The sequence below is a fragment of the Bacillus sp. LQ16 genome, from assembly GCF_057784645.1.
The window spans coordinates 5,095,986-5,118,683 of record NZ_CM173491.1 but is presented as its reverse complement, the minus strand read 5'-3'; the positions used below and the strand labels follow the sequence as shown (position 1 = coordinate 5,118,683).

Here is a 22,698-nt window from a genome sequence, read left to right as displayed (position 1 = left end):
AAACCATTCGTAATAAGTCGTTAACATCCTGTAATATAACAAAAAATATAGGAAAGCGTTTTTCATTCTATATGACTCATAGGTTTCTAGTTATATTCAAAATATTTAATACAACATGTTTTTTTCGACGTAAATAAGAATATTACAGGGATGTTACATGATGTTTACTAAACGATTACATTCCTTGAGTATTTTACCGTTTTATGGGTAATATAGTTATATAAACATAAACATTTTGTTTGTGAAGCTATAAACACGTGCTATATACTAGCAAAAAAACCGCATAATTGTTACAAAATGAAAGGGTTGCAAGGAAGAACTTTGCCCTTTTTTACATATGTAACACATCCTTTTTTAGGAAAATACATTCCTATCCGCGTTTTTCTCACACAATTTGACAGCAGTATTTCTAACTTGTAGCTCTTGCAGAGTGAAAAGGTTATACGAAAGGTAAGGCTGTCCATAAGAATTCGAATTGGTGAAGGTGAAAGTAAGAAAATCACCGCAAAATTATAGTTTTCTATCCGATTTTACATATCGGAATTTATGTTATTTACAAAAACGAAACCTACGAAGGGGGATTTGATGAGGAAACTGACAAAAACATTCATCGTTTCATTAACATTATGTATTGCATTTACAATTTGGGGGATTATTCCCGAATCTATTATTGGAAAAGGTAGCTTAGGAAATGTAACAACCGCAATTCAAACTGCATTAGTTAGTAAGTTTGGCTGGTTTTATATTATTTCCGTTTCTATTATTTTAGGTGTATCTATCTTTTTAATTGTTTCGAAATACGGTTCTATTCGTTTAGGTAAAGATGATGACGAACCTGATTATAGTTATATGACATGGTTTGCTATGTTATTTAGTGCTGGTATGGGTATTGGCTTAGTTTTCTGGGGCGTTGCCGAACCATTAAACCATTTATACGCACCTCCGTTTGGAGATAGTGCAACTGAGGAAAGTGCGCGCCTTGCACTGCGTTTTTCATTTTTCCATTGGGGATTACATCCTTGGGGACTATATGCGTTTGTAGCGTTATGTATTGCTTACTTTACCTTTAGAAAAGGAAAAGCAAGTACGATTAGTGCGACAGTAGGTCCGTTATTTAAGGGCGGGGAACACGGGCGTATTGCTCATTCATTTGATGTGTTAGCTGTTTTCGCAACTGTGTTTGGTGTTGCAACATCATTAGGTCTCGGTGCAAAACAAATTGCAGGTGGTGTTAGTTATTTAACATCTATCCCGAACTCATTAACGACTCAGTTAGTTATTATTGCAATCGTAACAGTTCTTTTCATGTTGTCTGCACAAACAGGTCTTGATAAAGGAATTAAATATTTAAGTAATACGAACATTATTTTTGCATTTGCACTTATGATCATTGTATTATTTGCAGGTCCAACAAACTTTATTATGAATTACTTCACTTCAACAATAGGTTCTTATATTCAAGAATTGCCAAGTATGAGTTTCCGTTTAAGTCCATTGGATGAAGGCGGAAATCAATGGATTCAGTCATGGACAATTTTCTATTGGGCATGGTGGATTGCATGGTCACCGTTCGTAGGTACGTTTATTGCTCGTGTTTCACGAGGTCGTACGATTCGTGAGTTTGTTATCGGTGTGTTACTTGTACCGACCGTAATAGGTGCACTTTGGTTCTCAGTTTTCGGCGGGACTGGTATTCACATGGAGCTGTTTAGTGATGCACATGTCTTTGAAAAAATTAAAGAGATGGGAACAGAAGTAGGGTTATTCGCTATGTTTGATCAAATGGGAAGCTTTGGATCAGCTTTATCTGTTTTAGCGATTCTTCTTATTTCTACATTCTTTATTACATCTGCAGACTCTGCAACATTCGTTTTAGGGATGTTAACGACACATGGTAGTTTAAACCCACCAAATCGTATTAAAATGATTTGGGGTATCGTTCTAGCCGCGATAGCTTCAACCTTATTATATATTGGCGGATTAGAAGCATTACAAACAGCAGCTATCATTGCAGCATTCCCGTTCGTCTTTGTTATTTTCTTTATGATGGCAGCATTATTTAAAGAGTTACAAAAAGAAGGACGTATGAAGCGGCATTAATAATAGAAGGAAAAGAGCTGATTTTATATCAGCTCTTTTTTTATCCCTCTATTTGCTGAGCAGTAAGAACCCCACCTCAAAATTCAGCAAAAGCAAATAAATCGAGCTGCTTGTAAAAGCCCGATTGGTGATGGCTAATGAAAGTTTCACTTTATATAGAAGGAATTTGAAATGCGGGTAGGGGAAATAAAATACTTTACCATATAAGTAGTATGCCTTTTATACGAAGAAAAAACGATAGGTTTCGACAATATTCGATACCTTACGAATTCTATTCGTATTTTTGTCAAAAATATGTCGGAAATGTGTTGTCACGTTTATATATATGTGCTATATTATTTCCTGTAAGCGATTTCAAATAGTTTTAAAGCGCATTCAAGGGGGACATCTAGAATAATGAAACGTTACGAAAGAAAGTGGAAGCATATTTGTTTGAAACGTGTGGCACATCGTAGTGTCCAAGAAAGCACGGAACCTAAGACTGAAACGCGCAAAGAACAGCAAGAGAAGCAATTGGTTCTACAAAAATAGCAATCACTTTTTCGTATATAAATGAAGGTCGATCGTTCGTTGGGGGATGGACGTGAAATTACTTTCAGCTAAGGGGTATTGTCTGATATATAATTTATACGGCAATAAATAAGCACAGAGCATACGGCGCTCTGTGCTTATTTTTATTTATCTTTTTTGAATCGAACTGTCTTATCCCAGCCAATGACTTGTTTCTTGCTCTTTGCACGTAAGTATAAGATTAAGCTACGAATAAATAAGTACGTAAAGAGCTGTGCGTACGTAAAGTACATAATAACGCTAATAAAAATATTAGTCGGTGTAAAGGTTCGTTCGACACTCTGGGCACTAAATAATTGAGAAACATATGTAATATATGCGACATACCACATAAATAGTAGCGGAATGCTATATTGAATTTGGAATATCCCGAGTAGCCCAATTACAAACCAAACGTTCGAAATGATTAGGAATAGCCAAAATACAACATACACTAGAACTTGTTGTAAGGAATGAACGAGCAGTTTTCCTTTAAAGAAGCTTAATGACGAGAACATTTTTTCTAAAATGTATAAATTCCCTTGGAGCCAACGTGTACGTTGTTTAATAAGGATTTTTAAATGCTCTGGTTCTTGTTCCCAAGTAACTGATTCTGGGACGATTGGTAAGAGATAACCTTTTTGTGTAATTCGTAATGTTAATTCGGCATCTTCTGCAATTGCATAAGGGTCATAGCCACCAAGCTCTTCTAGTGCAGAGCGACGAAGAAGCATGTTTGTTCCTGTCAGTGAGCCTGTTTGGAATAGTAACCAGCGTCCAGATTGCATAAGGAGCTGGAAGATTTGAAATTCTAGCGAAATCATTCGCGTCAGCCAGTTTCTTTTTTCATTTACTGTACGAACATGTCCAACAGCCCCAACAGCATCTTCAGTTGTTTCAGCGTGCTCTACAAGCATTCGCAGTGCGTGTGGTTCAGGCTGGTTATCTGCATCGTAAACACAGAAGTATTCACCATCTGAAATACTAAGGCCATAGTTTAGTACACGTGATTTACCCTTCGGTTCACCGGGTGGAACACGAATGTGACGAATGTGGGCATAAGCTTTGTCGAAATCATCGCCGATTTCAGGTGTTTCATCTTGAGAGTTATCATTTAATAAATAAATGGTTAGCTTTCCTGGATATTCAATCTTCGCCATTGCCTCTAAAGTATCTTTAATAACGACCCCTTCATTATGAGCAGGGATGAAAATATCGACGCTCGGATAATGTTCTAATGTACGATCTTTTCGTTTACTATTTCGGTGAATTAAGCCCGCAATTGTTAAGAAAGAGTAGTAAACGAGTAAGCCAGAGAATAGAAAGGCCGTAAAAATAAGAACATATTTAATTGAAAATGTGATACTGATCCAAAAAACGAGTACGCAAAACAGAAGAAATAAAAGAAGTATAACGAGAGTCATCATAACAATGTCTGTCCTTTGTTTCCAATTTGCTCACGTGAAATTTTTATATCTCGGATTGCTTCAGCTGCAAGCCATTGCTCCATTTTTGGCTTTAGGCGGTTCATTACAATATCAGCACCAGCTTCATTTGTGTTTTGTAATAAAATAACTAGCGTATTATTATCATATTCAGCAGCAAGGTCAAAATCATTCCTTACCGTTTCAACTAATAAGGAAGCTACACGGTCCATAACACTTTCCTTCGTATATTTACTAAAGGAAGTGAAATCAAAGTAAACAATAAAGCCTGTTTCATTACGACGATTCATTGCAGTCGTTAATAACGCTTGGCGTCTCTCGAATTCTTGTCTCGTTAGTAATTTTGATTCTCCAATATATTGTTCCAACGTTCTCACACGCTCAGTCAAAGTTTTATTTTCATGAATCACTTTTTTCAATAGGTGAGTTGTTATGTATACAATGAAGAAGTTAGCTGCCATCAGGAAGTGGGTAATGATATATTGCCATTGATCTGATGTACTCCATAAATGAAGCCATGCTTCATAAAATAAATAAAATACGGAAATAATGGTTCCTAGTATGAAGAAAATAAATGCTGTTTTGTCAGCTAAAAATAAGAATAGTACATTTACGATTACGTATATTATTGTAAAAATGAGCGCATGCTCATAATTCGTCACATGTACAGTAGTAAAATAAAATACAATTTGTAGAATCCACATAGAGAGGATTTTATAGAACTTATCTTTCACAAAACTTTCCTCCTTAAAGCTATTTCATCCATAGATACTTGTAGTATGCGCAATTATTAAGAAATTGACTATGTCTTTAAATTCTTTTGAAGGGCAACAACAAGTAGTATTTCTATTTTCATCAGAAAAATAAAAAGATCTAAACATTATTGTATCATAATGTTCTTATATTTGGGATAAGGTGGTTGATAGATATATATAATACGTTTGAATTGCATGAAAAAAGTCTTCTCTTGGAGAAAGAGAAGACTCTATATAAGTTTATAGGAACATCATACCTGCAACTGCTGCGTTTAAGAAGTTCGCTAATGTACCAGCGATAACTGCTTTAATCCCTAATTGTGCAATTTGTTTACGGCGAGTAGGAGCTAAAGTTCCTGTTACACCTAATTGAATTGCGATAGAAGAGAAGTTTGCGAATCCACAGATTGCAAATGTTAAAATTAGATTTGTTTTGTCAGAGAACTCTGCCATGTGTGGCCCTAAGTTTGCGTATGCAACGAATTCGTTGATTGCAAGTTTTTGACCGATAAAGCTTGCTGCTTGTACAGCTTCACCTGGAGAAACACCGATTAAGATTGCAAATGGTGATAATAAGTAACCGAAGATTAAATCAAGGCTAAGTTTAATATCGAACCAAGAACCAACCCATCCTAATAATCCATTTAATAAAGCGATTAATGCGATGAAAGCCATTAACATTGCTGCTACGTTAATAACAAGTTGCATACCTTCAGATGCACCGCGTGCAGCTGCATCGATAACGTTTGCATCTTCACGTTCTGTAGAAAGTTCAACGTTATTATCTACTTTTTCTGTCTCTGGCATGATTAGTTTTGCAATTAATAAGCTTGATGGAGCTGCCATAATTGCAGCTGCTAATAAGTGCTCTAACGGAATACCCATTGCTGCATAGCCGACAAGAACGGATCCAGCAACAGCTGTCATACCGCTTACCATAATAGTGAAGAATTCACTATTTGTTAAGCGTGCTAAGTAAGGTTTAATTAAAATTGGAGCTTCAGTTTGTCCTAAAAATACAGTCGTTACTGAGTTTAAGCTTTCTGCTTTAGAAGTGCCAAGAAGTTTACTTAATGCACCACCAACGACGCTAACAAATTTCTGCATAATACCGAAATGATATAAGATTGCTACTAATGAACTAATAAATACGATTGGAAGTAGTGCTTGAATAAAGAATACAAATCCCCAAGGTCCTTTTGCGTTGACTAAATCCCCAGCAACGAACTTAATTCCCTCGTAAGAAAAATTAATTAATCCTTGAACACCGTCAGCAGCGTGTTTTAAACCTGCTTTACCAGCATCCCATCGTAATACGATAAATGAAAATGACATTTGTAATGCTAGCGCAATTAAAATTGTGCGCCAATTAATAGCTTTGCGGTTGGAAGATAGTAAGAAAGCAATTGCTAATACTCCAATCACGCCGCCAATTCCCCATAAAAGATTCATGCAGTGTATGCTCCTTCCTCATAGTAAAAAAGTGTATAAACCAGTTGTCTATACTTTTGCGAATATACATCTTAAGTAACTTATCATAATGGACATCGGAGGTCAAACGTCTAACGAAAAGTTTAAATAAAAAGAAAATTCTTCAAAAAAACACATATGAAATGAATGGACATGAAATAGGTTATGTTTTTTATGAGAATATATACATTATGATAACGTTATGGATTATTTTTGCAGAATAAAGTGTATGAAATGGAAGAATGGATACATTATTTTTATAGAGAGAAGGTAGGAGAAAGGGAGTAATATGTTGAACTCATAGCAAAAAGCCTTCTAGTAAACTAGAAGGCTTGGAAACTATTAATTAAGGTGCTTTCGTGTATCCTAAGAAGTGGCTCTTCCAATAAGAGTTATTTAATGAAGCGATTGCTACACCTTTATCTCCAGCTTGGATAAATGATCCGCCCCCAAGGTAAATACCCATGTGAGAAGGACCTGATTTATAAGTGTTTTGGAAATAAATTAAGTCACCTGGTTGTGGATTTGAAGTTTGTGGTAGGCTACTCCAATATCCCGCAACACTTTGACGGCTAATGTTATGACCAAATTTCTTAAATACGTGGTAGATGTAGCCACTGCAGTCTACGCCGTTAGCAGAAGTTCCGCCCCAAACGTATGGTACACCTTGCATTGATTTTGCATATGCAAGTACGGAAGAACTGTCGCCACTATTATTGCCTGTATTATTATTGCCTGTATTATTATTGTTGTTATTGTTTTGATTGTTATTTTGGTTATTGTTAGGCTTATTATCTACTGCGCCTCCAACTGGTGTTTTAGATAGGTAACGTGTTCCGATATAACCATTTTGACCGTTGTAGTTAATTTTGCTCCATCCAGAGTTTTCAGAGATTACTTGAACCTTCTGACCTTGTGGAAGTGCGCCTATGATTCTATAATTTGTACCTTCGCCGCTACGTACATTTAGTGCAGAAGCATTAATGTAATAGTCGCCAATTGCACCTTGGTTAGGTTTTTCAGGTTGTTTTGGTTGCTCAGGAGTAGTAGTGCCACCTTTAACGAATTTTACAAATTCGCTACTAACAAAGCCTGTTTTTCCTTGGTAATTTACTTTAAACCAACCGTTTTCAGATCCAACTACGTTTAATGTTGTACCGTTTAAAACGCCACCAATTACACTATGGTAAGCGGCAGGGCCTGTACGAACACGTAAAGATGTAGCGTTAACTACGTAAGAACCACCAGTTTGAATAGTTCCATTATTATTGTTCTGCTCTTGTTTGTTGCCTTCTGTAACGTTTTCGTTAGAACCGCCTTTTGTTACGTAGTCTTTGCTTATATAAGCAGTTTGTCCTGCGTAATTGATTTTGAACCAATCTTGAACTTCGCCGACAACTTGTACTACTTGTCCTTTTTTGACAGAACCTACAGTTGTGTGAGAAGTGCTAGGACCTGTACGAACGCGAAGGGAAGATACATTTACTGTATAGTTTCCGCTTGCTGGTTTTACTTCTTGGTTGTTATTATTCGTATTGTTGTTTGAAGAACCCCCATTAGAAGAAACGCCAGATACGAATTCGCCACTTACATAACCTACTTGTCCATTATGGTTAATTTTCACCCAACCATTTTCTTGTCCAATTACGTTTAATGTTTGTCCTTCATATACACGTCCAGAAACAGAACTAGATGTGTTAGGAGCTGTACGTACACGTAATACATCAGCAGTAACTTTATTGTTTCCACCTGTGCTTACATTGTTGTTTGCTGCTCCACTTTTTGATACAAATTCGCCACTAACAAAGCCTGTTTTTCCGTTAATGTTAATTTTGAACCAACCATTTTCTTCGCCAATCACGTTTAATGATTGACCGTTATAAACGCGTGAGATGATGTCGTGAGAAGTGCTTGATCCCGCACGAACATGTAAGACGCTCGCGTTTACCGTATAAGATGAGTTGTTTGACGCAGAAGCTTGGACAGTTGTAGCAGCTTTTTGTGTATTTTGTTCAGGTGCAGCTTGAACACTATCAAGTGTAGGTGCTGCTCCTCCTGCTACAGACACTGCCGCAAGACCGGCAAGATACTTTTTCATAATTTGTCGATTCCTTTCTGTCTGTAATGTAGTGAAGAAATATTTACCAACTGTTAAAAATTCTAAAGAGCATGTCGATTACTGTCAAGGCTTATGTGGGAATCTGAATATGACAAAAAGATTACAAGAAAAAATCAAGGCATAAATTTACACCTTGATTTCCATTTAAATGCATATATTGAATATGAAAGGACAGAAATTATTCGTGTTTAAGAAGATGACATATTGGATTGTAACAAGATTTTATTAAAAGATTTTTGCAGTTTTTTGGTGATAGGTCCAACTTGCCCATCTTGAATCGCGGTTCCATCAAGGTGGGTCATTGGTAAAATTTCAATCGTTGTGCCGGTGAAAAAGCATTCATCTGCTTGATAAACGTCACGAACGCTGAAAAGTTCTTCCTGTACAGGTATGTGAAGAGTATTCGCTAAAGAAAGGACATATTGACGAATAATGCCATTTAAAATAAGGTGATTGGCTGGATGTGTGTAAAGGGTTCCGTTTTTAATTAAAAAGAAGTTGGAATGACTTCCTTCCGTTACAATACCATTCCTTACGAGAAGTGCCTCTTTACAGCCTTTCCGTTCAGCTTTCGTAGCAGCTAGTACGTTTGGTAATAAATTTAATGATTTAATGTCACAGCGTAACCATCGAGTATCCGGTTCTGATATAGCGCGTATACCATATTCGATCCATAACGCTGGTCTTTCTTTTTTTGTAATATAGGCATAAATTGTCGGAGGGTTGTCATATGAAAATATATGTGTGCGAGCTTGTACACCGCGAGATACTTGCAAATAAATTGTGCCATCTTCGTGGAAATGGTTTCTTTCAATTAATTTGTAAAGTAAAGTGATGAGTTCAGCTTTTGAGAAAGGGAGCGATAATTCTATTTCTTCCATGGATCGATATAATCTCGTTATGTGCGGATCTAATAAGTGAAAGTTCCCTTTATATAGGCGAATAACCTCGTAGACACCATCTCCGAACTGCAAACCTCTTTCTTCAAGTTCTATGTACGTTTGTTGTTTTGTTGTATCAATAACTTCATCATTCCAAAGTACAAATTTTTCGTATGCCAATTTCCGTCCCATCCTTTCGTAAGTACGTAAGTAACGTGAAACTTTCATTCATGCGAGATAAGAATCACTATAGTAATTTTTATGTAAGTAATTCTCTACATATGCCCGTAAATGCCCGATTGGTGAGGGCTGATTAAAGTTTCACTTTACAGCATTTTGTATATACAAATTCGAAAATAAGAATGAGAATCCTGCTTTTAAATAAAAAAAAGCAACATTCTTATGGAATGCTGCACAAGGAGGGTAGCTATCTTTCATAGGGACATTGTCTCGTTGAATGCTTTGTGTATGGAAACAAAACATGTTGAAAGACAATTATAAGAAAGTAGAAACAAAAGATTTACACATTTCTTTAAGGGATCTTACGAAAGATGAGAGATAAGAAATATGTAGAACCTTGTTTACATATTTTATTATAGAGATTCTTCATTAAAACTATGTGAATATTTGGTAAAGGTTATGTAATTTTAAAGTTAATGAATATAAGTAGTTGTATGGAAGAAAATAAAAAAAGAGGCTGAGATTACTCAGCGCCCTTCTTTTCTTCTTTAATAGCTGTTTTTACTTCACCAGTTTTGATCTTATTACTTTCAGAGAAGCGAAGTAAGTCACCTTCAATGATTTTATCAGACATGTTCAATTCATTTTGGGCACGATCAATTAGTGGTTGAGATTCTTCTTTCGGTAATTGTACAACTTCGCCAGTAGCACGGTCGTAGAATGTACTGTTTGTGTACATGTATTTATCTGTAACGAAGCTACCGTCACGAAGAACAACAAATCCTTTATTATCAGGTGAGAATACATCATGACCGAATCGAACGTCATTTGTAGAATCTACACCAAGTAAGTTTAGAATAGTTGGTTTAATGTCAATTTCACCAGTTGGTTTCGAAATTGTTTTACCTTCTTTTTGACCTGGAACGTGAATAAACATCGGTGTTTTTTGTAAGTTCATATGGTCAAATGCAGTGATTTCTTCTTTTCCTAAGAACTGTGCCATTGCACGGTTATGGTTTTCAGAAATACCGTAGTGGTCACCGTAGAATACGATTACTGAGTTGTCGTAAATACCTTCTGCTTTTAGACGCTCAATAAAGTGTTTCATTGCTTCGTCTAAGTAACGAGCAGTTACCATGTAACGGTCAAATACTCCATCACCAGAATTATATTCGTCGATTAATTTTGTACTGTCATCGTAAGTGAATGGGTAATGATTCGTTAAAGTAAGGAAGCGAGTATAGAATGGTTGCTTCACTTCTTTCAACATATCAATAGATTGATCGAAGTATTCGATATCTTTTAATCCCCAGTTTAATTTTGTTTCCGGCGTAATCTTGTAATCAAGCTCGTTGTAGTAACGATCATAACCAAGTGCTGGATACATAATGTTACGGTTCCAGAATGTTGCGTTGTTTGCGTGGAATACCGACGTGTGATACCCTTGCTGACGTAAAATTTCTGGAGTTGCTGTATATTCATTGTTACCGTGTGTGAAGAATACAGCACCGCGGTCTAGTGGATATAACGAAGTATCTACTAGGAATTCAGCATCAGATGTTTTACCTTGACCAGTTTGATGGAAGAAGTTATCAAAGTAATAACTTTCTTTCGTAAATTGGTTTAAGAATGGTGTAACTTCTTGTCCGTTAACTGTGGCACCAATTAAGAATGTTTGTAATGATTCAAGAGAGACAACAATTACGTTTTTCCCTTTTGCAGTACCGAACATATTTGGATCTGGTTTACTTTGTGTTGTTTTTACGTAGTTTTCTGTTTCTTGTAATTTACTACCGTCAGCGAATGCTTTTTGTGAACTTGATTTTGCTTGTAAGCCAAGATCGTATACTTGGTGTACATATAATCCTAAGTTTTTAACAAGCATAACGCGGTCGAATGAACGTGTTAATAGTTCTGGGCGTTCAGCTTCTGCAAGTCCTAAGTTTGCGAAGAAAATAGCAACTGTTGATACGAAGTATAGAGAACGCATCGGGCGTGCTACACGCTCTGTAGGTGCAAAGTTTTTCATTTTCTTCAACAGAACGAAGAATATGATAATGTCTGCAAATGCAAGAATAATTTTGTAGTTAAATAATTCTTTCACACTAGAACCTAAACTTCCGAAGTTAGATGTTTGTCCGAGTACTGGTAAAGTAACGAAGTCATTGTAGAATCCGTAGAACATTACGTTACCAACAAGAACGATTGTTAAGATAAAATTAATTCCTAGTGCTATATAGTTACGTTTTTTCCCTTTTGCAAATAATGCAAGACCAACAAGCAGTAATGATGCTGCTAATGGGCTAAGGAATAAAATGAATTCTTGCATGAAAGATTCAAGTTTTAAATCAAAGCTTGTGCGTGTAATAATGTAAGTTTTCAGCCATAAGGCTAAAGCTACGAATACAGTGAAACGCACATTTTGAAATTGTGATTTCAAGGTTTCTTTCATTCATTTCCACCCTTTCTCTATCAGGCTTGGTCGATTTTGGAGCGAAAAATGCTAAAATAAAAAAATACATAGTTTTCTTGGCCATAATTAAAGGTTCTATATTCACCCATATACGACTATAACTATGCATACCCTTTTGGTTTCTTTTGTTGCTCATAAGCATAACGTCATTTCTGTATTATACAACAAAATTCATTTCTGAGAAACACTATAACATTTTACATTTTTTGTATAAGATTTGTCACTACCAGAGAAAACTTTAACATTCGTTTATATGTCCGTCAACTAGAAAATATAACAAAGATAGAGCAGAATGTTAAGTGGAAGTGAAAATTTTCTTTGTTGAGAAATAAGAAACGAAGATGGGCAAGGGTTATCTAGAAATCTATTATATGAAGGAAATCGTGTAAAAATTAACGAACACTTGTTCTTTTTTAGTTTGTTTGTTACAATGAAAGTTCATTGATAGGTTTTGTGTAATTTCCATGAACTTTTACTGATAACATATTGTAGCTTATTTCTTTTTAAAAATAGGGAGGCTTTTACATGAAACAAAAATTTTCAGTTGAAGCGTTTTGGAAGAAAGTAAAACATGTTGCAAAGCAAGCAGGGCAGTCGGTCATTTATACAAGTTTATTACTGTTTTACGTTTTGCAAAGACCCGATGTTCCAAAGCGAGTGAAAATTATTGTAATTGGAGCACTTGCTTATTTTATTGCACCGATTGATGCGATTCCAGATTTCATTGCTGGAATTGGCTATACGGATGATTTAGGGGCGTTAACGGCCGCACTAATACAGGTGTCGTTATACGTCAATGAAGATGTGAAAGATAAGGCACGAGTGAAGTTGGCAGAATGGTTTGGTTCGGATATAGACACAACATTTATCGATCAGAAATTAGGTCAATAGGTGAAACCTGTCATAAGGTGACAGGACGAACGTAAGCGAGGAAGTGCATTATGCCATCAGGAAGAACGCATACGAAAATAAACTTAATATCCCTTCCGGTTGTTTTGTTTTTGCTTTTTTCGTATGGATTAACAAATTTTGATTTTTTATTAACTTTTGCAATTGGTTTTTTAGTAGGTACTTCATTTTTAACACCGGATTTAGATACGTACAGTAATGCTTATAACAAATGGGGTTTCTTACGTATATTTTGGTATCCTTATAAAAAAGTAATGCCGCATCGATCTTTCTTTACGCATACGATTATACTTGGTGATGTGATTCGTATTGCGTACATGTTAATCGTCTTTTCTCCATTTTTATTTCTATTAAATATAATCGCACTGGATGGTAATTTAATAGAAATTGCGAAGAAACATGAGGTTGAAATTGTAACGTTCTTAATGGGAATTGTTGTGGCAAGTACGCTCCACATTATAGCGGATAAAGTGAATACGCGCCGAAAGAAAATGATGAGAAAAAAGAAGAAACGCAGAAGATAAAGTGAACGGAAAAGGACCCTTGCAATTTGCAAGGGTCCTTTTTTAAACAAACGTTTGTTTCAAATTAAGCTTTCAGTACTTTAATTCCTTTTACAATGTTCCAGATGAAGTAGTATAAGCTGATGATTCCGCAAATAGCTAAGACAATCATTGATCCAATTCCAAGTGTTATATCTGCTTGTTCAGATCCCATGCCCATAATTCCTAAAATGGCTACGCCGATAAATGTAGCAATACTTGGAATGATGTGTGTCCATAGAGCACGTTTTGCATGTGGCTTTGTTTCAGCGTCCCCCACAATCCAAACGATAATTGGGAATAAGATAGGGGCAAATAGTACACTAAAGTATGATAACGCAGCTAATATTTTGTTTCCATTCATATATATCACCTCATAAATAATGTCCGTTGTTATACTATTATTATGCAATAATTTTTGCAAGCTTTCTATCGATGAACATTACAGGAACATGACGATTTTGTAAGATTTTTTTGTTAAATGATAAAATTTTCAAAAAAATCTTTTTTAATGGAAATTGTTATGGTACAGTATAAATGAAAGTTGTTGAAAACGTTTTCTTAAACGTTTTTTTATTTTTAGACTTAAAGGTATGATGACCTGATAGTCTATTGATAAGGTTGTATTTATTTAAAAGGGGATTCTTTAGGGGGAGAGGACAATGAACACATGGACACAAGTTTATGATCCGTTCGGTAATATTTGGATTTCAGCAGCAGTCGCACTTATTCCGATTATCTTTTTTTTCTTAGCTTTAGCGATTTTTCGCATGAAGGGGTATGTGGCAGGATTTATTACAGTTGTACTTACAGTTTTAGTAGCGTTATTCGCTTATAAAATGCCGTTCACGATGGCAATGGCAGCAACCGGATACGGTTTTTTGTACGGGTTATGGCCGATTGCTTGGATTATCATTATGTCGGTATTTTTATATAAAATTTCTGTGAAAACAGGTCAATTCGATGTGATTCGTGCATCGGTATTATCGATTACGAACGATCATCGTCTACTCGTTATTTTAATTGGATTTTCATTTGGAGCATTTTTAGAAGGAGCGGCAGGATTTGGAGCACCAGTAGCGATTACAGCAGCGCTTCTTGCGGGTCTTGGGTTAAATCCTTTATACGCAGCAGGTCTTTGTTTGATTGCAAATACTGCACCAGTGGCGTTCGGAGCGATGGGAATTCCGATTACAGTTGCTGGACAAGTAACAGGTATTGATCCACATAAAATTGGACAAATGGCTGGACATCAATTACCGTTCCTATCATTATTTGTTCCATTCTTTATCGTATTTTTAATGGATGGATTTAAAGGGATAAGACAAACGTGGCCTGCGTTACTTGTAGCGGGTAGTTCATTTGCAATTACGCAGTTCATTACAGCGACATTTTTAGGGCCGGAACTTCCGGATATTACATCGGCACTTGTAAGTTTAATTAGTTTAGCGCTGTTCTTAAAAGTTTGGCAGCCGAAAGAAATCTATCAATCCGAGCAAGCAAATAGTGAAGTAGCAGCAACAACGACAGCAGCATCGATGCCGAAATTAACGTTTGGAAAAGTAGTAAAAGCATGGTCTCCATTTATCGTATTAACGGTTATGGTAGTCATTTGGAGCCAAAGTTTCTTTAAGGCATTATTCGCTCCAGGAGGGGCTTTAGCAAGTCTTGTATTTAAGTTTGAAATTCCAGGTCTGCATAATCTAGTAATGAAAGCAGAGCCGATTGTAAATAAACCAACGCCTTACGAGGCAATTCTGAAGTTTGATGTATTATCAGCAACCGGAACGGCGATTTTAATTGCTTGTATCATTTCCATGTTTATTTTGAAAATGAATGTAAAAGATGCAGTAGTGACATTTAAAGAAACGTTAAGTGAATTAAAAATGCCAATTCTATCAATCGGATTCGTACTAGGGTTTGCATTTATCGCAAACTATTCTGGTCTATCTTCTACGTTAGCGTTAGCACTAGCAGGAACTGGCGGACTATTCCCGTTCTTCTCGCCTTTCTTAGGCTGGATTGGTGTATTCTTAACAGGGTCTGATACGTCTGCGAATGCACTGTTCTCGAATTTACAAGCCATTACAGCACAGCAAGTCGGCGTATCTGAAGTGCTTCTTGTTGCAGCAAATACAACAGGCGGTGTAACAGGTAAAATGATTTCTCCGCAGTCGATTGCGATTGCTTGTGCAGCAGTTGGTCTTGCTGGAAAAGAATCGGATTTGTTCCGTTTTACAGTGAAGCATAGTTTGTTCTTCGTAATTATTGTTGGTATTATGACTTATGTTCAGGCTTATTATTTAACGTGGATGATTCCATAAACAACAAAAGAAATAAACTTTGAATTTTCCAAATTATGGTGTATGATGGAAAAGTATTGAAAATTAAATCAGTGATAAACTAGGGGGTGCCTAACGTATGCGTAGGCTGAGAGAGAAGCGCGTGAACTTCTTAACCCTTTGGACCTAATCTGGCTCGTACCAGCGTAGGGAAGTTAACGGCTTTACATAATGATGTCTTTATGAGCCAGGTCCTTATTTTTTTATGGACCTGGCTCTTTTTATGGAAGATGCGCAAATTGGGAATACCGACAGTAGTGGATAGGGTTGTTCAACAAGCAATCAGTCAAGTGCTTGGTTCAATATTTGAAAAACAATTTAGCGAATCTAGTTACGGCTTTAGACAAGGGCTCTTTTATGTTTGTATTTCGGAACTTCATCATATTTCTTTAAATAATAAGCACGGTAAGTAGCTTCACGAAGTTGTACAGAGTTGGCAGCTTCAACCATGTAATAACGAAGATACTGGTTTCCCGTTCGTGTCATGGGTGTTCGTTCCGATTCAAAGTTTCCAGATTGCGATTTTTTCTAGTAAAGACCGGTGTATTTGGCCAATTGTGCTTCGTTCTCAAAGCGTTCAATTTGTCCAACTTCCGCAATGATTCCCGCGGCGTATACGACTCCAATGCCTGGAACACTTGTTAAATATCTCGCTTCTGGAATGGCTTAGAATAAAGCAGTAATGCTTTTTTCTATCTCTTTGATTTGTTTTTTCAATGTTTGAATCAATCGTGCATAAGTGGCTAATACAACGTCCACAGAGTCTTGAACGACCTTACCTAGTCGGTAGGAGTCACGTATGGCTTTCTTGATGGTTTTCGCTAAATCTTCCGGGTCGCTAAAGCGTCCTTTCCCCTTTTTCTGAAGAAGAGTAGCGAGTGCTTCTAGATCCATTTCTGCGATTTCATCCAACGAAAGGGAATCTGAGAGTATTTCCATCATCGTCGCACCAAAAACAGAGGTATTTAACTCTTTCGATAACGTATTACATTTGTAGTAAAGGTTCTTCAGAAAGTGTTGCTTACATTCTGTTTGCTGGTGAACGAGTTGATATCTAGATCGTGTTAAACGCTGAAGGGCAACGTATTTTTCCTCCTTGATAAGAAACTTATTATACCGTCCGATTCGTAAAAAATCGGCAATACGGAAAGCATCTATTTTATCGGTCTTATCTTCTTCAAAGAGTTTTTTATACCGATGGATGGCTTTTGGATTTTGTACGACCACTTCCACGTCTAAAGCCCTCAAATCCTTATCTTCCGTTAGGAACATGGAAGGATGGAAACTATAGACGGAAGTAGATTCCATACCAATGACAATTTTTTTATAGTTGTACAACTGATGAAAATGGAGAACATCCTCCTTAATGGCGTTGGCACCATTCACATCGTTTGAAAGACAAATTTCTTTCAAAACAGTGTCATGACTGTCAAGAAAACATACATCAAGTTTTTCAGAGCTTACATCAATAGCTACGAATAATCTCAAAGAAAGGACCTCCTTTCTTTGAATAGTATTTGGAATGAGCTTGGATACTGTGGGATCTCCCTAGAGTCCAAAACATAGCCACAACCTCGCGTATGAGTATTCAATGATTGCCTTCATCTAAGCTGCCCTCCCACCAATATGAGAGGTAAGTGAAGGAAACCGATACAGCTTGTGCGTATGCAGTGCATTTTGGTCTGGGTCACAGTCTTTTAACGTGGTCGAACTACAGGAGGAGTAAGCATATTCCCGATGGATCCATTTCCACACTTCCATTATCTGGGGAAATCCCCCAGTATCCAAGACTAAATTTTACCCATACATCATTTTTTTGATGTAGCTCTTGAAGATAAAAACTATTTAATTTTCAAGGAACAGTTATTAACTTAAAACTTATTATACGAGGAGGGTGTATCATGAAAAAAATATGCTTTGTATTAATTGTCGACGCTGGTATAAATTATGGTTCAATATTTTCTCTACCATTTTTAAGGAATCAGAATGATTTGAAGGAATATTTTTCTAAGTATTATGATGTTTCAATTAATTATATCAGGGATAAAAACTCAGTTGACTATTTGGTAGTTCCCAAACCGTGTCCAGCTTTTGATAATGAAAATAATCTTCCAATAATTGAAGTACCAGCAATCTTATTTATGGAAAAGAATTTTGAAAAAATAAAGACTTATATAGACAATTATTTTTCTAATAACTCATAAAGAAAATAAAAGTACAGTAAAAAGAAGTCCGATAAAAAACGAGTGGTGTAGAATATTTCTATTAATCATTCGTTTTTTATTATATTTACATATATTTTTTAAAAGAGGATTATAGACGTTCTGAAAAAAATTAATTATAACAAGAACAGTGTTCGTGCTACTATCTACGGTTATTTTTTGTATTAAGTACCCCTTTAACTAACAAGACAATAAAAAAATTAACATATTAAGGAAATAATGTTACAATAAATGTAAGAGCTTTCTCTTTGAGTTTTAGCTCTGAATAATAAAGATAGTTAAATCACTAAATGGAGGAGCAGGTCAATTTTGTTCCTTGTATAGTAAATTGTTACCTATCTCTATTGCAGGTTGTATGGCAGGTAGCAGTTGTAGCGAAATGCAGCAGAGACAAAGGCTCTTTGTCAAACGGGACTGATGAATGTATTTGGCAAGTAAAAAATGGTTCTTTCCGGAGTTAGTTGAAAAGTCTCATTCTCTCCAAAAGTAGAATCTTTGTCCGCAATGTGGAGAATTTGCATCGACCATACATGATTCTTTTAATAAGCTTTAACTTGTTTATGCTCCCTTCGGCAAGACCATTATTATTCTCATAAGTTACCGCATTTCTGACAGCTTCAATATCCCCGGCTAATCCATTCGTAAAGCTCTTAAACTCTTGTATATTAGTATTCTTCATTTTCTCAATACAATGGTCGAAATTCTCAACACTCTTTGTGGTGAAGATGTTTTTAAACTCCCATGTTAAGTCATAAACTATTTTTACAATAGGGTGTTCTTCGTAATTATTGCTGGTATTATGACGTATGTTCAAGCATATTATTTAACGTGGATGATTCCATAAAGAGAAAAAGAAATAACCTTTGCATTTTTCAGATTATCGTGTATGATGGGAAAGTATTGAAAATTAAATCAGTGATAAACTAGGGGTGCCTAACGTATGCGTAGGCTGAGAGAGAAGCGCGTGAACTTCTTAACCCTTTGGACCTGATCTGGCTCGTACCAGCGTAGGGAAGTTAACGGCTTTACATAATGATGTCTTTTATGAGCCAGGTCCTTATTTTTTTATGGACCTGGCTCTTTTTATTTTGGCATGCGCTGGCCATATCTCGTCCTTGTCACGAACAGGGGAGGCAACAAAGGTTATGAAACAGTCTGTTTCAGCTGAGCAAATTGAATTGAAATCGAGTTTACCAGGGAGTAAGAAAGTATATGTGGATGGACCACGCGCAGGCATGAAAGTGCCGATGCGTGAGATTGAACAAAGCGAAACGAACGGCATCCCAAATCCTCCAGTCCGTGTGTATGATACGAGCGGACCTTATACGGATCCTGAGTATAAAGTGGAGTTAGAAAAGGGGATTCCAACGCCGCGCCATTCTTGGATTCTGGGGCGTGGTGATGTAGAAGCATACGAAGGGCGTGAAGTGAAACCAGAGGATGACGGTGTGAAAGTGGCTTCGAAACATACACCTGTTTTCCCGCAGATGGATCGCAAGCCACTTAGAGCAAAGCAAGGTGCAAACGTTACGCAAATGCACTATGCACGTAATGGCATTATTACGTCTGAGATGGAGTATGTTGCGATTCGTGAAGGGGTAGAGCCGGAGTTTGTTCGTAAGGAAATCGCAGAAGGCCGCGCTATTTTACCAGCGAATATTAATCATCCAGAAGCTGAACCGATGATTATCGGGCGGAACTTTCATGTGAAGGTAAACGCGAATATCGGAAACTCTGCTGTATCTTCTTCTATTGCAGAAGAAGTAGAAAAGATGACGTGGGCTACTCGCTGGGGTGCAGATACGATTATGGATTTATCTACAGGTAAAAACATTCATACGACGCGTGAGTGGATTATTCGTAATGCGCCTGTACCAGTTGGAACTGTGCCGATTTATCAAGCGCTTGAAAAGGTAAATGGAATTGCAGAAGATTTAACGTGGGAAGTGTACCGTGATACGTTAATTGAGCAAGCGGAGCAAGGCGTGGATTACTTTACGATTCATGCTGGTGTATTACTTCGTTACATTCCAATTACTGCAAAGCGTACGACAGGTATCGTTTCGCGCGGTGGTTCGATTATGGCGCAGTGGTGTTTATTCCATCATAAAGAAAACTTCCTATATACTCATTTTGAAGAGATTTGTGAAATTATGAAGCAGTACGATGTTTCGTTCTCTCTTGGAGATGGATTACGTCCAGGATCGATTGCAGATGCAAATGACGAAGCACAATTCTCTGAGCTTGAAACACTTGGTGAATTAACGAAAATTGCTTGGAAACATGATGTGCAAGTTATGATCGAAGGACCTGGACACGTACCGATGCACTTAATTAAAGAGAATATGGAGAAAGAGCTTGATATTTGTCAGGGCGCGCCGTTTTATACACTTGGGCCACTAACGACAGATATTGCACCAGGTTATGACCATATTACATCGGCAATTGGAGCTGCGATGATCGGTTGGTTTGGAACGGCGATGCTTTGTTATGTAACGCCGAAAGAACATTTAGGTTTACCGAATAAAGATGATGTACGCACGGGTGTTATTACGTACAAAATTGCAGCGCATGCGGCTGATCTTGCAAAAGGACATAAAACGGCTCATCAGCGTGATGATGCACTTTCAAAAGCACGTTTCGAATTTCGTTGGCGCGATCAATTTAATTTATCTTTAGATCCTGAACGTGCGATGGAATATCACGATGAAACGTTGCCTGCAGAAGGGGCAAAGACAGCTCACTTCTGTTCAATGTGTGGACCGAAGTTTTGTAGTATGAGAATTTCACATGATATCCGTGAGTATGCAAAAGAAAATGATTTAGAAACGACAGAAGCAATTGAAAAAGGAATGAAAGAGAAAGCAGAAGAATTTAAAGAAGCTGGTAGTCATTTATATCAATAACACATTACACCTCTTTACTTGATTGATCACACTGTAGTACCTAACTTTATTATAGAAGAAGCCCCATTTGCTAAGACGGTAGCAAATGGGGCTTCTGTTGTTTATAAGGCAAAGAAGAGATGTACCCAGTAGAATAAGAGGAATAGTGTGACGACTGTTGTGAGCGGGATAACGATAAGGGATACACTTAAATAGTCTTTCCATTTTACTTTAATTTTGTTTTGTTTCAGAATATACATCCAAATGAGTGAAGCTAGTGTACCAATTGGTAGTAATAGTGAACCGATGTCACTACCAATGATGTTTGCAAGATAGATTGTTTTTAATGTGACTGGATCTAGTCCCATTTCTGTTAATGTAATTGTACCAATCATAAGGGCAGGATGGTTATTGAAGACGTTAGAGAGGATGGATACAAGTCCGCCCATTGCAAAGCTAGCATAGAGTAGATGCTGATTCACAATTGGCTCGAGCCATTGTACAAGTGCAGCTGTTAATCCTGCGTTGTGGAGTCCGTAAATAATGACGTACATAGAGAAGGCGAAAATTAAAATGTGCCACGGTGTCTTTTTCAAAATGTCGACAGGATTTGTTCGTAAGTAGTACCATCTCCAAATGAGAAGAACGAGTGAACCAAGTACTGCAACGATTTCAATTGGGATGGATAAGAAGGATGCAACGAATAGAAGACAGCGCATAAGGAAGACGAAACCTAATACTTTTAACATGAATCTTGTCCGTTTTTGTTTCGTATCAACAGAATTATTTCCTTTTAGTGGATGGAAGTTTTTCGTGAAGAAAATTTCTTCAATATCATATGAAGAAACAGGTAATTTTTTCGGAAGTTTTTTCTTCAAAACTGTATACATGAGCCATGACATAAATAATAAGCCTAATGTTGCAGGTACAAACATCATAGCAGTATGCATATAAAGAGTCATATTAACGATATTTAATGCGATTAAATTTACGATATTACTTACACCAATTGGTGCACTAGATGCCGTAGCGATTAAAGCACCACTTAATAAATAAGGAATTTGCTGATGAGGTTTTAATTGAAGATTTTTTAGAAGAAGAATTAAAATGGGAGTTGTAATTAAAATACTACCGTCGTTATTAAATAAAAGAGTCATAAGAAAACATAATAATTGAATATACCAGTATAAGCGGCGTCCAGAACCCTTTGCTAAATTTGCTAGTTTCGCTGCGGACCAATGGAAAAAACCGAAGCTTTCTAATATAACTGCCATGACGATGGTCGCTAATATTGTTATGGAAGCACCGCCAATTTTACTTATAATATCCATGACGTCTGGTTTTGATACAAGTCCAGTAATTATGATGATACCAGCTCCGATTGCTGCTGGCCACGCTTCATTTAAACCTCGAGGCCGCCAAAAGATAACAATCATCGTTAAGAAGAATACAATAATAGTAATCCATATTTCAATGCTCATATTTTGCCTACCTTTCTATTTTCCCTTGAATAGATGTAGCTTGTCTCAAGGTTATATTGGTAGTATATTCAGCAAAAAATAAGAAGAACTAGACGTATAACGAGATGAAGCGAATATGTGTTTTTCATGCTAAAGGACAAGTGTCATTAGTAGTGAAATAACTATTGTGATAGGAGTCTATAAATTGATTGGGCAGTAAGGTAGTAAATGAGATTTATATAGGTGTAACTGAAAATATATCAGCGATTATTGAAATATATCGGCGTAACTCAAAATATATCAGCGATCATTGAAATATATCGGCGCAACTCAAAATATATCAGCGATTTTTAAAATATATCGACT

16 protein-coding genes, 2 pseudogenes and 2 riboswitches are annotated in these 22,698 nt (G+C 36.7%); of the genes and pseudogenes, 7 read left to right on the top strand and 11 right to left on the bottom strand.

The features are described from left to right. Positions 1 to 585 precede the first annotated feature (585 nt). A complete protein-coding gene (opuD, locus tag AC3EMB_RS26000) occupies positions 586 to 2,100 on the top strand; it encodes a glycine betaine transporter OpuD (protein ID WP_488517363.1) in 1,515 nt (504 codons plus the stop codon). Between the two features lie 674 nt (positions 2,101 to 2,774). Here opuD and AC3EMB_RS25995 read toward each other — a convergent pair. The 6 genes from AC3EMB_RS25995 to AC3EMB_RS25970 all read right to left on the bottom strand — a co-directional run bounded on the left by AC3EMB_RS25995 (position 2,775) and on the right by AC3EMB_RS25970 (position 11,951). Further along, positions 2,775 to 4,076, bottom strand: coding sequence for a glycosyltransferase family 2 protein (locus tag AC3EMB_RS25995; RefSeq protein ID WP_000988751.1), 1,302 nt, complete (start codon positions 4,074 to 4,076; stop codon positions 2,775 to 2,777). Then, positions 4,073 to 4,828, bottom strand: coding sequence for a nucleotidyl cyclase domain-containing protein (locus AC3EMB_RS25990; RefSeq protein WP_016079701.1), 756 nt, complete (start codon positions 4,826 to 4,828; stop codon positions 4,073 to 4,075). Before AC3EMB_RS25990 ends, AC3EMB_RS25995 begins: the two co-directional genes overlap by 4 nt. A 261-nt stretch (positions 4,829 to 5,089) precedes the next feature. Then, positions 5,090 to 6,301 carry a NupC/NupG family nucleoside CNT transporter gene (locus tag AC3EMB_RS25985; protein ID WP_001051020.1) on the bottom strand — a complete coding sequence of 404 codons (1,212 nt, stop codon included), beginning with the start codon at positions 6,299 to 6,301 and terminating at the stop codon, positions 5,090 to 5,092. A 364-nt stretch (positions 6,302 to 6,665) separates the two neighbouring features. After that, a complete protein-coding gene (locus AC3EMB_RS25980) occupies positions 6,666 to 8,417 on the bottom strand; it encodes a C40 family peptidase (RefSeq protein ID WP_488517362.1) in 1,752 nt (583 codons plus the stop codon). 209 nt (positions 8,418 to 8,626) lie between these two features. Continuing rightward, positions 8,627 to 9,511, bottom strand: coding sequence for a D-amino-acid transaminase (locus AC3EMB_RS25975; RefSeq protein ID WP_075717958.1), 885 nt, complete (start codon positions 9,509 to 9,511; stop codon positions 8,627 to 8,629). 511 nt (positions 9,512 to 10,022) lie between these two features. Further along, entirely contained in the window at positions 10,023 to 11,951 is a 1,929-nt protein-coding gene (locus tag AC3EMB_RS25970) for an LTA synthase family protein (RefSeq protein WP_488517361.1), read from the bottom strand. Positions 11,952 to 12,497: 546 nt separating this feature from the next. Here AC3EMB_RS25970 and AC3EMB_RS25965 point away from each other — a divergent pair. Next, a complete protein-coding gene (locus AC3EMB_RS25965; RefSeq protein WP_000810378.1) occupies positions 12,498 to 12,863 on the top strand; it encodes a YkvA family protein in 366 nt (121 codons plus the stop codon). 50 nt (positions 12,864 to 12,913) lie between these two features. After that, a complete protein-coding gene (locus AC3EMB_RS25960) occupies positions 12,914 to 13,405 on the top strand; it encodes a metal-binding protein (protein WP_157417311.1) in 492 nt (163 codons plus the stop codon). Positions 13,406 to 13,469: 64 nt separating this feature from the next. Here AC3EMB_RS25960 and AC3EMB_RS25955 read toward each other — a convergent pair whose 3' ends face one another. Then, on the bottom strand, positions 13,470 to 13,787 hold the full coding sequence (locus AC3EMB_RS25955; RefSeq protein WP_053563349.1) for a magnetosome magnetite crystal formation protein family: 318 nt from the start codon (positions 13,785 to 13,787) through the stop codon (positions 13,470 to 13,472). 298 nt (positions 13,788 to 14,085) lie between these two features. Between AC3EMB_RS25955 and lldP the strand changes: the two genes are divergently transcribed. Further along, the gene (gene lldP / locus AC3EMB_RS25950; RefSeq protein ID WP_065485886.1) at positions 14,086 to 15,747 is read left to right on the top strand and encodes an L-lactate permease; all 1,662 of its coding nucleotides are present in this window, start codon (positions 14,086 to 14,088) and stop codon (positions 15,745 to 15,747) included. Between the two features lie 71 nt (positions 15,748 to 15,818). Further along, positions 15,819 to 15,935, top strand: a riboswitch (TPP riboswitch). 169 nt (positions 15,936 to 16,104) lie between these two features. On the opposite strand, the pseudogene AC3EMB_RS25945 reads toward lldP, so the two are convergent. Beyond that, a pseudogene (locus AC3EMB_RS25945) lies at positions 16,105 to 16,428 on the bottom strand (transposase). Between the two features lie 3 nt (positions 16,429 to 16,431). After that, positions 16,432 to 17,253, bottom strand: coding sequence for an IS110 family transposase (locus tag AC3EMB_RS25940; protein ID WP_372584150.1), 822 nt, complete (start codon positions 17,251 to 17,253; stop codon positions 16,432 to 16,434). A 413-nt stretch (positions 17,254 to 17,666) separates the two neighbouring features. On the opposite strand from AC3EMB_RS25940, the gene AC3EMB_RS25935 reads away from it, so the two are divergent. Next, positions 17,667 to 17,969, top strand: a complete 303-nt coding sequence (locus tag AC3EMB_RS25935; protein WP_089171997.1) for a hypothetical protein — start codon at positions 17,667 to 17,669, stop codon at positions 17,967 to 17,969. A gap of 475 nt (positions 17,970 to 18,444) precedes the next feature. Here AC3EMB_RS25935 and AC3EMB_RS25930 read toward each other — a convergent pair whose 3' ends face one another. Then, entirely contained in the window at positions 18,445 to 18,714 is a 270-nt protein-coding gene (locus AC3EMB_RS25930) for a transposase (RefSeq protein WP_416135371.1), read from the bottom strand. A 45-nt stretch (positions 18,715 to 18,759) separates the two neighbouring features. Between AC3EMB_RS25930 and AC3EMB_RS25925 the strand changes: the two are divergent. Further along, positions 18,760 to 18,831 (top strand): annotated as a pseudogene (locus AC3EMB_RS25925) (L-lactate permease); the annotation flags it as partial. Positions 18,832 to 18,902: 71 nt separating this feature from the next. Then, a riboswitch (TPP riboswitch) is annotated at positions 18,903 to 19,018 on the top strand. A 114-nt stretch (positions 19,019 to 19,132) separates the two neighbouring features. Then, positions 19,133 to 20,893 (top strand): phosphomethylpyrimidine synthase ThiC, encoded by a 1,761-nt coding sequence (gene thiC / locus AC3EMB_RS25920; protein ID WP_488517360.1) that lies wholly within the window; start codon positions 19,133 to 19,135, stop codon positions 20,891 to 20,893. Between the two features lie 101 nt (positions 20,894 to 20,994). Here the strand turns inward: thiC and AC3EMB_RS25915 are convergent, their stop codons facing one another. Then, positions 20,995 to 22,353 (bottom strand): arsenic transporter, encoded by a 1,359-nt coding sequence (locus AC3EMB_RS25915; RefSeq protein WP_000021123.1) that lies wholly within the window; start codon positions 22,351 to 22,353, stop codon positions 20,995 to 20,997. Between the last annotated feature and the right edge of the window lie 345 nt (positions 22,354 to 22,698).